Origin of the sequence: Sulfoacidibacillus thermotolerans (assembly GCF_003144315.1) — a bacterium.
Taxonomy (GTDB): domain Bacteria; phylum Bacillota; class Bacilli; order Alicyclobacillales; family SLC66; genus Sulfoacidibacillus; species Sulfoacidibacillus thermotolerans.
The window spans coordinates 1-12,223 of sequence record NZ_MPDK01000012.1; the positions used below are offsets into that span (position 1 = coordinate 1).

At 44.1% G+C, this 12,223-nt stretch carries 11 protein-coding genes; 2 read left to right on the plus strand and 9 right to left on the minus strand.

Annotated elements, in window-relative coordinates; all coding sequences use genetic code 11:
- The 5 genes from BM613_RS08245 to BM613_RS08260 all read right to left on the minus strand — a co-directional run.
- Positions 1-182, minus strand: a 182-nt coding sequence (locus tag BM613_RS08245) for an Hpt domain-containing protein (RefSeq protein WP_146192777.1), incomplete at its 3' end; no start/stop codon positions are given.
- Positions 183-535: 353 nt separating this feature from the next.
- A complete protein-coding gene (locus tag BM613_RS08250; protein WP_109430704.1) occupies positions 536-1,300 on the minus strand; it encodes a pirin family protein in 765 nt (254 codons plus the stop codon).
- Positions 1,301-1,475: 175 nt separating this feature from the next.
- The gene (locus tag BM613_RS08255; RefSeq protein WP_109430774.1) at positions 1,476-3,140 is read right to left on the minus strand and encodes a glutamine--tRNA ligase/YqeY domain fusion protein; all 1,665 of its coding nucleotides are present in this window, start codon (positions 3,138-3,140) and stop codon (positions 1,476-1,478) included.
- A 229-nt stretch (positions 3,141-3,369) separates the two neighbouring features.
- Complete coding sequence (locus tag BM613_RS15030) at positions 3,370-3,540, minus strand: hypothetical protein (protein WP_181362978.1); 171 nt, start codon at positions 3,538-3,540, stop codon at positions 3,370-3,372.
- 11 nt (positions 3,541-3,551) lie between these two features.
- Positions 3,552-4,160, minus strand: a complete 609-nt coding sequence (locus BM613_RS08260; protein WP_109430705.1) for a biotin transporter BioY — start codon at positions 4,158-4,160, stop codon at positions 3,552-3,554.
- Positions 4,161-4,255: 95 nt separating this feature from the next.
- Between BM613_RS08260 and BM613_RS08265 the strand changes: the two genes are divergently transcribed.
- Both BM613_RS08265 and BM613_RS08270 read left to right on the plus strand, forming a co-directional pair.
- Positions 4,256-5,083 carry an energy-coupling factor ABC transporter ATP-binding protein gene (locus BM613_RS08265; RefSeq protein WP_109430706.1) on the plus strand — a complete coding sequence of 276 codons (828 nt, stop codon included), beginning with the start codon at positions 4,256-4,258 and terminating at the stop codon, positions 5,081-5,083.
- Positions 5,084-5,088: 5 nt separating this feature from the next.
- A complete protein-coding gene (locus BM613_RS08270; RefSeq protein ID WP_181362979.1) occupies positions 5,089-6,768 on the plus strand; it encodes an ATP-binding cassette domain-containing protein in 1,680 nt (559 codons plus the stop codon).
- Between the two features lie 53 nt (positions 6,769-6,821).
- On the opposite strand, the gene BM613_RS08275 is transcribed toward BM613_RS08270, so the two are convergent.
- The 4 genes from BM613_RS08275 to BM613_RS08290 all read right to left on the minus strand — a co-directional run bounded on the left by BM613_RS08275 (position 6,822) and on the right by BM613_RS08290 (position 12,197).
- Positions 6,822-7,925 (minus strand): dihydrolipoamide acetyltransferase family protein, encoded by a 1,104-nt coding sequence (locus tag BM613_RS08275; RefSeq protein WP_181362980.1) that lies wholly within the window; start codon positions 7,923-7,925, stop codon positions 6,822-6,824.
- A gap of 44 nt (positions 7,926-7,969) precedes the next feature.
- Positions 7,970-8,992 carry an alpha-ketoacid dehydrogenase subunit beta gene (locus tag BM613_RS08280; RefSeq protein WP_109430709.1) on the minus strand — a complete coding sequence of 341 codons (1,023 nt, stop codon included), beginning with the start codon at positions 8,990-8,992 and terminating at the stop codon, positions 7,970-7,972.
- A gap of 47 nt (positions 8,993-9,039) precedes the next feature.
- Entirely contained in the window at positions 9,040-10,023 is a 984-nt protein-coding gene (locus BM613_RS08285) for a thiamine pyrophosphate-dependent dehydrogenase E1 component subunit alpha (RefSeq protein ID WP_109430710.1), read from the minus strand.
- Positions 10,024-10,208: 185 nt separating this feature from the next.
- Positions 10,209-12,197 carry a sigma-54-dependent Fis family transcriptional regulator gene (locus BM613_RS08290; protein WP_109430711.1) on the minus strand — a complete coding sequence of 663 codons (1,989 nt, stop codon included), beginning with the start codon at positions 12,195-12,197 and terminating at the stop codon, positions 10,209-10,211.
- Between the last annotated feature and the right edge of the window lie 26 nt (positions 12,198-12,223).

Genomic DNA, 12,223 nt, shown 5'->3' on the forward strand with positions numbered 1-12,223 from the left:
GTCACCTCGCCCATGCGCGTAAAACCCATCGTCATGGCCATGCCTTTAATCGTATGTGCCGCGCGAAAAATCGTCGCGATCGTCTCTGCGTCCGCGTGTTTCTCAAGTGTCAGCATGCCATCTGACCACGCTTGCAGATGCTCCCGCGTTTCGTCGATAAACATCGACAAATATTCATTCATTCCACTGTCCCTCACTTCAAGAGGCTATCCGAATACCAAATCTCACTATTTTTATTCGACTCTTTTCGCCAAAATCCTTCCTTTCACACCAACTCTTTTTTCCCTGAAGGTTATTAGTCAGAGGGTTAGAAATACTACAGTAAGTCAGCTAACTTATATGCGTCATATAGGCATGGAACGTGGCGAATCAGTAAGGAAGGCAATTGAGGTAGTCACAACAATCGGAGAAATTGCTATTGCGGAAAAAACGCAGATAACTTCTTTGTCAAACAAGAAGTCATCACGCTTTCCATGACGCGGATGACTTCTTATATATTGGGTAATACCATGTGCTACACGACGAAAAATACAAACTAATCCACATAACTACCGCGAAATAGCGGTCTCTCCCCAATCGGCAAGCCCGCAACATAAATAAAGCGCAATGGCAAATCTGCCCTTTCTGCTTGTACATCAATAAACCCTTGTGATGGAGGTGGATCAAAACTTACAATCTCTCCAGCTTCAGCTCTGGTCATCGTCCCCCCAAATTTTCCAACTCCATCGAGTACATACAAAAAAGCGCGAAACAAAGCAGGTACGGGTACCTGCATGCCTACCTCGACTGACTGAGCAAAGAGCGTCACATCTTCATAGCGCATCGGTCGTGATACTCGCACAGGAGACCCCTCTCCAACAAGGATCTTGCGGCGAACTCCCTGTCGCTCAACAACAGGTAAATCTGCTGCTGCAACATCCTGATAGCTAGGCTCCATTCCCTTGTCCGATCGAGGCAAATTAATCCACAGTTGCAACCCACGATTCACGCCATTGCTGCCTGGCATTTCCGAATGGACGATACCACTGCCTGAAGTAATACGCTGTAATCCACCAGCAAGAATCATTTTTTGGTTCCCGCGATTATCCGCATGTAAAAAAGCGCCTTCTAACATATATGTGATAATTTCAAAGCCGCGATGCGGATGACTGGGAAATCCGGCTGGTTTTTGTACGGTAAAATGATCAAAGAGCAAAAAGGGGTCAAGATATCCTAGATGATAAGATGGGAGTATGCGCTTTACATGCGCACCATCACCATCTATCGCATCAAGACCTTTCGCTGTTTGCGCGACGTTCATCCCTATACAAGCCCCTCAATGAGATTATTTGGCAAGCCCATCCTAACAGATCGACAAATCACAAGCAACTAAATTGATTTACAGTTATGTGTCGCCAGTCCCCATTGGATACTCATAGAAAACCGCCCTGCAACAGAAATCGACTCTGTGCATGAGCGGTCTTAGAAAGGCCAAACTACGAGAGAGAAAACGAACTTTTTAACGAAACAACGCGGTTAAATACGGCAAGATCAGATTCACTCCGCTTTGGATCGACACTGAAATACCCGTGACGAAAGAATTGAAATTTATCATAAGGTTGTGCTGTCCGTAAATTTTCTTCCACATACCCTTGTAAGATTTCCAGTGAATGAGGATTGATCCGACTCAAGAACGATTCTTCCGATTCGTTCTCCGTTTCATTCACCAAAGGCTCAAACAAGCGAAATTCTGCCTTTAGCGCATGCGCTGCGTCGACCCAATGAATCGTTCCCTTCACCTTGCGCTCCGTAAATCCCGACCCACTTTTGGTCTTTGGATCATACGTACAGTGAAGTTCGATAATAGAACCATCAGCATCTTTGATCACCTCTTCACAGCGAATAAAGTAAGCATGCTTTAGGCGAACTTCATTTCCCAAAAATAGACGGAAATACTTGGGCGGTGGATCTTCTAAAAAGTCATCCTGTTCAATGTACAATTCGCGCGAAAAAGGAATCGAGCGGTTCCCCATTTCTGGATTCTCAGGATTATTCTCAGCTTCCAGCCACTCGGTTTGATTTTCCGGATAATTGGTGATCACGACCTTTAGCGGCCGCAGAATCGCCATGGTACGGGGCGCCTTTAATTTGAGGTCTTCGCGCACAAAATGTTCCAACATCCGCTCGTCGACCGTGCTGTTACTTTTGGCAACGCCAATTTCACGTGCGAATGTGCGAATCGCTTCAGGTGTGTATCCCTTTCTGCGCAATCCTGAAATCGTCGGCATGCGCGGGTCATCCCATCCATCCACAATGCGCTCATCGACGAGTTGTTTTAATTTGCGTTTACTCATCACTGTATTTGTCATGTTTAACCGCGCAAACTCATACTGACGAGGTGTATTCTCCATCTCACATTCGCGGACCACCCAATCGTAAAGAGGGCGATGATCTTCAAATTCAAGCGTGCAAATCGAGTGTGTAACTCCCTCAATCGCATCCTCCAAAGGATGTGCAAAATCATACATTGGATAAATACACCACGCATCCCCGGTACGATGATGCTCTGCATGGGCAATTCGATACAACACCGGATCACGAAGATTTAAATTGGGTGAGGCCATATCGATTTTCGCGCGCAACACTTTTGCTCCATCTGCAAACTCGCCTTTTCGCATCCGCTCAAACAAATCGAGATTTTCTTCTACACTGCGATTGCGATAAGGACTCTCCTGTCCAGGTTGTGTTAACGTGCCGCGCATTTCACGTATGCGCTCGGCTGATAAATCACAAACGTACGCCTTCCCCTTCGTGATGAGAAGCCGGGCACGCTGATACATCTCCTCAAAATAATCCGATGCAAAACATAGCCTGTCCCAATCAAAACCAAGCCACTTCACATCTTCCTTGATTGCCTGCACATACTCTGCATCTTCTTTCAATGGATTCGTATCATCAAATCGCAAATTAGTTTTTCCATTAAATTCATCCGCCAACTCAAAATTCAGACAAATCGATTTTGCATGACCAATATGCAAATATCCATTTGGTTCTGGCGGAAAACGCGTCACTACGGCCGCGACTTTTCCTGTCCGCACATCTTCAGCCACAATATTTTTTATAAAATTTGAAGCAACTGACCCTTGCACCAATTCACTCATCCTTTTGTTATCAATCAACTGCGATTCACCACGCTATAAAAGGCAAGACTGATGTCTGCCCCGGATTTCAATATACTCTCCATTGTAACATATTCCATTCCTTCATGTCGCGGTACAAGCCATTTTCAAGTGATAAAAACGACTCGTAAATAAGAAGATGATTCAAAAGAACATGATCAATAGCAAATTATTCTTCAAGACGTTGCTTTTCACGGTTCTTACCGCTTTTTTACGGTTCGGACAATTTACGTTGCTCTTTTGTGAGTTTAGCTTCTTCTTGACGATAGAATTTGGAATAGTTAGCTTGAGTTCCTTCGCTATCAACATATAACGACTTCGATGAATAATCCAAAAAAAGCACCGCCCCAGACGTAAAATTCTCTGCGACGGTGACGCTCATGCGAGGTGAATTTAAAGAAATGAATCATGGTCCAATTTTGCCACTGTTACATTTGAAGTTCCTGTCAGTTTCCACGAAGGATATACTTGTCGAATCGGCAATATAATCAAGGTCGTCACAAGCGCCTTTACAGCATCCCCTGGAAGATAGGGATAAAACCCTAGTAATAAAGCTTTGCTAAAAGACACATGCAAAACATGAGCTAACCAAGGAACCCCTGTCACATAACATAAGAGAGATCCAAAAACTTCAATGGAAAGAAAGATTTTAAGAAATGATGCCCAATTATTCCCTTTTATGCGACTCACAAAATATCCGACGAACAACGCATCAAAAGGATACATCCAGACATACCCTCCCGATGGACCGAGCATGACACTGAGGCCACCTTGTCCATCAAACAGCGGCAATCCTAACGCTCCCAAGAAAACAAGTAAAAAGGAACTAAAAAAGCCATATCTGGCTCCTAAAAATGCTCCAGTTAACATAATGCCCATATTGCCAAGTGTAATGGGCACCGGAGAAAATCCTAAGTTAACTTGCAAGAAACTTAGGACAACAGAAATGGCTGCAAAAATGGCGCTAAATACTACCCCGCGAACTGTGAGACGAGAACTCATCTCGAATACTCCCCCGCTTCATGACTGAGATGTGATACGATAATAACGGATCGATTGTAACATGATCGTTTTCAGAGAGGAAAGGACCACATAACATGCAAGAATTGCTAGTCTTACATCACGTTACAGTAGCTTATACAACAATGGATGGCATCAAACCTGTAATCCGTGATCTAAGTCTCAAAATAAAAGAGGGAGAAGCAATTGCTCTGATCGGCCAAAATGGGTGTGGAAAAAGCACGCTTGCACACATTCTATCAGGATTGACACCTATTTCACGCGGCACCCTCAAAATAAATCCATCTATTCAAAACAATATACAAATTGTATTTCAAAACCCTGATGCACAAATTATCGGTGATACCGTTTATGAGGATGTCTGTTTTGGTTTAGAAAACTACTGTGTAGATCCAAAAGACATCCCTATTCGCGCCTTGCGCGCGCTTTCTGCGGTGGGTCTTAGATCCGCTGCAAATCGCCCTGTAGAATTTTTGTCAGGGGGACAAAAACAGTTGCTATGCATTGCAGATGCGCTCGCTTTAGATGCACAAGTCATCATATTTGACGAAGTGACTGCCATGCTTGACCCGTTATCGCGAAAAGCGATTTTACAAATGGTAAACCATCTATTAAATAGAGGGAAAACTGTACTATGGATCACACAACTCCTTGAGGAAGTAGGTCATTTCGCACGAGTTCTTGCCTTACAATCAGGAGAACTCGTATTTGATGGGACACCAGAAGACTTCTTCTTTAGTGATCACATCCCAGAAAACACACCTTGTTCAAAACTAGGATTCGTACCTCCATTTTCTGTACAACTTGCACATCAGCTTCTACAACTCGGAGTACTCTCCGACGAGCGACCTATTTTAATGACCGCGTTAAAGGATGCTGTGGAGAAACAATGCCAATCCATATAAATCATGTGAGTGTTTATCAATCAGAAGAGAAAAAGAAAATACTCGACGACTTAACTTGTAGAATTGAAGATCAAAAAATAACCTTAGTTGTAGGAAAAACCGGATCAGGAAAATCTACATTTATTGATGTATTATCAGGGCTTATTTCACTTGACGAAGGATCTGTTTACTATGACGATGAACCCTTATGGATCAAACAGCGTGTAAACACAAAGGTGTTACGCAGACTCGGGAACGTCTTTCAATTTCCGGAACAACAACTGTTTGCACGTACAGTAGTCGATGAGTTTACCTATTCGTTGCGACCTTTTGGTATCTCAAATGAAGAAGTACAGCATAGAACACAGTATTATTTAGAACAACTGGGTTTAGCTCCTGCGCTAGCGTATGAATCCCCTTTTCTTTTAAGTGAAGGACAAAAACGTCGTGTGGCATTAGCAACGACTTTTTCCACAGAACCTCAGTGGCTGTTTCTCGATGAACCTACAGCAGGACTTGATCCAAGTGGTACAGTAAAGGTCATCGAATATTTACTTGACTGGAAAAAACGTTCCGCAGGTGGTATGGTCATCACAACGCATGATCTCGACAATTTTTTGCCTATAGCCGACCATATTCTGGTGCTACAAGCTGGAAAACTTGTTGCTAACCTGACACCGCGTGCGCTTTTTACAGACCCTACTATTCTTTTACAAGCAGAAGTTGGTATCCCCGCACAGCTTGATCTACTGATACATCTGCGTGAATTGGGTTTTCATGTCCCTGCACACTTTTTGTCTGCAAAAACATTGGCCGAACTTATTCAAACGCAACTTGCACAAGGCAACTGTAGAAAGAAGACGGAAAAAATTCATGTTCCAATTTTAATAGACGCTACGATTTCTGAATCTGCACAAAGCAAAATCGCTGCAAGCCAACAGACCCACGTCAACAGTCTCATATACGACCTTGATCCACGTGTAAAATGGGGGGTTTATCTCCTTTTTGCAATCGGCATCTTTGCGCAAACACACTTCGCAGGACTTGTTTTGGCTGGATTCATTACAATCGGACTCATCTACTATTCAAGAGTACCTTTTTATAAAATTGCAGTGATCAGCAAACCTTTTTTCATTTTGATGACTTTCTCCTTTCTTTTATCAGGTATTCGATTTGGCAACGTCGCTTTACTTTGGCACATCGCACACGTCGGATTTTCCTTTCGAGCGGCGCTATACACGTTCTTTCAACTTACAAAAATAGGGATTCTAATGGGGTTAGGCACGTTACTCTCGTCCACTATGAGCCAATTAAAAATGAAAGCAAGCCTCGAACATTCACTATCTTTTTTACGTTATATGAAAATTCCCGTTGAAGCCTTATCGCTCGCAACCATGCTCACATTGCGCTTTATCCCTGTCATCATGCGCGAGACCGGACGTTTTTCGCGCATTATACGAGCACGCAAGAAAAAATGGACTAAGCATGGCACTCTTCACTTGCGCGATCTTCCTGCACTACTCATCCCCTTACTCCTCTCCGTCTTACAACTTGGTTCTCATTTTGTAATCGCCATGGAGGCAAGGGGATATCGCAAAATCGGTCAATTGCGCACAACACATGTGACGTTAAGTCTGTGCAAGCGAGATCTTTTGGCGATGCTGTTTGGCATTGTGGTTCTATCCTTATTACTCGCATTACGATAACATAAAAAGGCTGGTGTGCAATCACCAGCCTGCATGCATTCAACCTGTTCGATTCATAGAAGATGATCAGGGTTATCCAACACGTGACTCATCGTCTGCAAAAAACGAGCTGCTGGCCCACCATCAATCACTCGATGATCAAAAGTTAAACTGAGTGGAAGCCGTTTTCTAAACCTTAATTCTTGACGATCTCGCGTGATATATTCTTCAATCTGCCCCACGCCTAAAATTCCCGATTCCGGTGGATTCAAGATCGGCGTGAAAAAGGTAATCCCATACGTTCCTAAATTAGTAACTGTAAATGTACTTCCACTCAATTCAAATGGTGATAACGTGTGGGAATGTGCACCTTTAACTAAACGTTGCACTTCAAGATGAATTTCCTTTAAAGATAATTCATGCGCATTGCGTAGGACTGGCACTAGCAATCCTTCTTCCGTATCCGTCGCAATCCCTAAATGAATCACCTGTTTTGTTCCAGAATTCTCCTTTGTAGAGCCATTCAAATCAGGGTGATCACTCAATGCGATCGCGACCGCACGTAAAATCCAATCATTAAAACTCGCATCAGGATCTAGTTCTTTCCTCCGTTGTGCAAGTTCTGTCACATCTATAAAGCGATGCAATGTGACTTGAGCCGTCTGTTGCAAACTTTTACTCATACGTTCTGCAATCGCAACTCGCGTAGCCTGCATACGAGAAGGATGAGGTGTAGAATCAGGCGCCGCTTGGTTACGAATATCTTCCTCTGTTATTCGCCCATGGGGTCCCGTTCCTACAACTGTTTGAGGATCAACGCCAAGCTGCTTTGCCAAGCGGCGAAGACGCGGTGACATCGAAATAAACTGTTCTTGCTCTATTGATGATACCGTTTCACTCGCTTGCTCTTTTTCCCCTTCAGATTCCTTTTCCTTTTCTTCATCGTGCAAATCGAAGAGTGCGAGAACATCACCAACTTTTGCCGATTCCGCACGATTTACGACAATCTTATGCAATCTACCCGTGACCGGAGACTCGAGTTCAAACGTCGCTTTCTCCGTTTGTACCTCAACCACAACATCACCGGCACGAACCTTCTCACCTTCTGATTTATACCATATCACGATGACACTCTCAAAAATGTCATCAGAAGTCTGAGGTAGCGTAAATTCAAACAAGGATATGACCTCCACTAAGTTCTTCGAACATCACATGCTCCACTCTACATCTGAACAAGTTGTCGAGCTGCTGTAAAAATTGCCTCAACACTTGGAATAATCGCTTGTTCAAGTGGCCGGCTATAAGGGATCGGCACATCAGGAACAGCTAAACGAGCGATTGGCACTTCGAGATCATAAAGAGCCTCTTGTGCGACGACAGCCGCAATTTCTGCCGTCATCCCATAAGACAGATAATCTTCATCCACAACCAATAGTCGATGTGTCTTACGTACAGAATCTAATATTGTCTCCTTGTCTAGCGGAACGAGCGAACGCAAATCGATCACTTCTGCCTGAATTCCTTCCGCTTCTAACTGTTTTGCTGCCTCTACCGCGCGATGCATCATCATCTGAATCCCGACAATTGTGACATCTGTCCCTTCACGAACCACTTTTGCCTGACCGAGTGGAACCGTGTAGGAACCTTCAGGAACAACACCGATAGAATAATCTAGTTGATCCATCCAACCGAGTCCTTGTAATGTCTTATGAAACATAAAAATGACAGGGTTATCATCGCGAATCGCTGCAATCATCATTCCTTTCAGATCATAGGGTGTTGCTGGGGCAACTACCTTTAATCCTGGCATGTGCGCAAAAGTCGCATAAAGAGTTTGAGAGTGTTGGGCAGCATCACTGTATCCCCCGCCTACGGCTGTCATTAATACCATGGGGAGTTTTACATGTCCTCCAGACATGTAGTGAATTTTAGCCATATGATTGTAGATCTGATCCATACATACACCAAAGAAATCAACAAACATTAACTCCACAATCGGTCTCATGCCCTCCGCTGCCGCACCAATCGCGGCTCCAATAAATCCAGTCTCCGAAATCGGCGTATCTCTTACTCGCTCTGCCCCGAATTTTGCAAACAATCCTTCTGTCGCTCCAAATATTCCACCATATACTCCAACGTCCTCCCCCATAACAAAGACATGATCGTCCCGTTCCATCTCAAGTGCGATCGCTTCAGCCAATGCTTTGTTTCCAGTGAGTAAACGCTTTCCAATCGATGTACTCATCCCGCTCTCCTCCTATTTCAACACATAACTTTCCCTAGCTTTCAAAATCATTCAAAGACATCAAGAAGAGCCTCTTCAATCGTTGGGTATTCACTTTTCCGAGCAAAGTCATACGCTTCATCAACCTCTTTACGTACCTGCGCTTCAAGTTGCGCTATGTCACTTGCCACTACACCTTCACTCTCTAATAAAGATTTCAGTCGAATAACCGGATCTTTTTCATGAAGCTTATTCAGTTCATTTTTTTCTCGATAAAGTTCCGGGTCTCCTTGAAAATGCCCCAAGTAACGATACGTCTCAATTTCAATCAGTACGGGACCTTCTCCATTACGGGCATGACGTACCGCTTGCTCAGAAATCTGATACATCTCTCTCGGGTCGTTATCTCGTACAGAAAAACCTGGAATGCCGTATCCCTTCGCACGCTCTACATTCGAAGCAACTGCAGTGGAGACTTTCTTTGGAACCGAAATTCCATAAGCATTATCTTCAATAACGACGATCAGAGGTAATTTCCATACAGCAGCCAAATTAAGAGATTCATGAAAAGCACCTGAGTTAGCTGCTCCTTCCCCAACAAAGGCCACAGCCACCCAATCTTTTTTCTTCATCTTCGCCGCCAGTGCAGCTCCTACCGCATGAGGTATGCCAGCAGCTACAATCCCTCCGCAAGAAAATTTAACCTCCGGATCAAAGAGGTGCATATGCCCGCCTTTCCCTTTGCCAAGTCCCGATTGTTTGCCAAAGATCTCAGCGGTCATACGTTTTAGATCTACTCCCTTTGCAATGGCATGGTGATGTGGACGATGCGGTGCTGTCACCGTATCTTCTTTTCGCAAATGTGCACAAATTCCAACAGCAGCCGGTTCTTGCCCTGCAGCCAAATGCATCTCACCCGGCACAGGACCAGCACCAATATTAAACACCGGGCTCTTTCCCTCTGCATAGGCAGTGACCATTGTCTCTTCGTAATAACGAATCTTAACCATAGTTGCATACATCCACTTCATCTGCTCAAGAGAAATAGACAATAAGCTCTCCTCCTTTACTCTACTTCTTCGTTCCACATACTTTTTAAGCAATACTCATGCCATATCGCTTAGCACATAAAATCTAATCAACACACACCATTAGGCGAGCGAAAGCACAAAAGGGAAATGTCCCGTTATGAGACATAACAGGACATTTCCCTCTCTAAGTGAAACAAAATGAAACACTATTCAAATCCTCTACCCTCAGCTCGCAATCCGTATTTATCTAACTGTCGATAAAGTGTGCTACGCGAAATTCCTAAATACTTTGCTGCTTCTTTGAAATTCCCTCGACACTGCCGAATTGAGCGAATCAATGCGTCTTTTTTAATCTCTTCTTTAATCGGCAAGTTGAGGGCTCGGGGATACGCCTCTACTTGTTCCTTCAACAAAAGGTCTTTAGGAAGATGTTCAAGAGAAAGTACTCCTCCGTTTGCTCGTAATACAGCACGCTCTAAAACATTTTGTAACTCACGAACATTGCCAGCCCATGGCGCATGCATCAGATGCAACAGTGCATCAGGAGCCATTGAATGCACATTTCTTCCCAATTGTTCGCTAAATTGTTTGATAAAATGTTCTACGAACAATGGAATATCCTGCTTACGCTCGCGCAATGCGGGTAGATGAATCGGAATTACATGCAATCGATAAAAGAGATCTTCACGAAAGTGACCACGCAACACTTCTTCATGCAAATCCTTGTTTGTCGCGGCAATCATGCGCACGTCAACAGGGAGCACTTCCTGTCCTCCGATGCGGATGATCTCTTTCGATTGCAACACGCGCAGCAATAACACTTGCATCTCTAGCGACATTTCTCCTATTTCATCGAGAAATAATGTGCCTCCATCTGCCAATTCAAACTTTCCTGCACTCCCGCCTTTACGCGCCCCGGTAAAAGCCCCTTCCACGTACCCAAACAGCTCACTTCCAAGTAGATCCCGCGGAATAGCACCACAGTTAATCGCTATAAACGGTTTGTTCCGACGCAAACTTTCATGATGGATCGCTTGAGCGAATAAGTCCTTTCCTGTTCCACTTTCCCCCATTAAGAGAACCGTTGCATCTGAACGAGCCGCCAATTTTGCCTCAGTCAAGCAATCCACAAAAACGTCGGTTTGACCAATAATATCTGAAAAAGTCACTTTCGCTCGACTATCGGTAATGTGATTAACTAATTGTCGAACCTTTTTTACTTCTTTAAAGAGAACGAGAGAGCCCATCTTTTCAGAATGTTTCCCGAAAATAGGTTGTATATCTATGAACACACGCACTTCACGGCTACTACTTGGTACGAAAACTTTTAATTCCTTATGCGTAATCGCACGACTCCCACTCAATAAATGAGAATCCCCCTGAAACTGAAGAACCCGCTCCAGAAAAACACCTTGAAGATCTGCCTCGGAAAGTCCGAAAATCTTTAAAAATAGGGCATTCACTTTCAATATGCGCAATGCATCATCTACAATTGCAACGCCATCGTTTAACGCTTGAACTGTTGCCTCTAAATAACGCTGCATCATTTCATCATTGCGGTTTTTCTCAATCAAACGAATTTGATTTTCGATCGCCCAAACTGCCGACACAACCATTCCTAACGTATGTGCGTGAACTTTGGCGGACGGTCCGGACATATTAAGTACCCCAATTCTCTCACCTGTAAAACGGTGAATAGGAGCTGCCGAGCAAGTCCACCATTGACAGGCTAGTGAATAGTGTTCAGCGGCAAAGACTTGTAAGGGGCTATCCAGGTAAAGACAGGTTCCGATCGCATTCGTTCCCATCGCCTGTTCACTCCAATCAGCCCCTTCCACAAATTGAATCTCCTGAGCGTGTTGCAATGTCTGTTCATCGCCAATCACTTTTATGAGGATTCCATTTTGGTCACACAACGTGACCATAAACCCAGACCCTTTTACCAAATCGTAAAGTTGCTCCATTAAGGGGATAGAAATTTCGATGAGTTCACGATACGCGTGTTTTTTGTGTTGAATCTCCTCTGGAGATAAACAGCGAGCCCCCTGTATTTGCCAAGGGTCTACGCCATAAGCACGTGATCTTTGCCAAGATGAAAAAATCGCTGCATCCACAGTCCGCTCCCAAGGGCCATTGACTTCTTCACTACGTACAAAACGATCCCACGCTTTTTTTAGGATAGACTCATCTTTCACATCCGTCACCCACCATATGGAATCCG

Excerpts from the sequence above, each read along its gene's own strand:
- BM613_RS08250 (WP_109430704.1), bottom strand. The coding sequence starts at position 1,300 with ATGAACGTCGCGCAAACAGCGAAAGGTCTTGATGCGATAGATGGTGAT.
- BM613_RS15030 (WP_181362978.1), bottom strand. The coding sequence starts at position 3,540 with ATGAGCGTCACCGTCGCAGAGAATTTTACGTCTGGGGCGGTGCTTTTT.
- BM613_RS08255 (WP_109430774.1), bottom strand. The coding sequence starts at position 3,140 with ATGAGTGAATTGGTGCAAGGGTCAGTTGCTTCAAATTTTATAAAAAAT.
- BM613_RS08260 (WP_109430705.1), bottom strand. The coding sequence starts at position 4,160 with ATGAGTTCTCGTCTCACAGTTCGCGGGGTAGTATTTAGCGCCATTTTT.
- BM613_RS08280 (WP_109430709.1), bottom strand. The coding sequence starts at position 8,992 with ATGAGTACATCGATTGGAAAGCGTTTACTCACTGGAAACAAAGCATTG.
- BM613_RS08265 (WP_109430706.1), top strand. The coding sequence starts at position 4,256 with ATGCAAGAATTGCTAGTCTTACATCACGTTACAGTAGCTTATACAACA.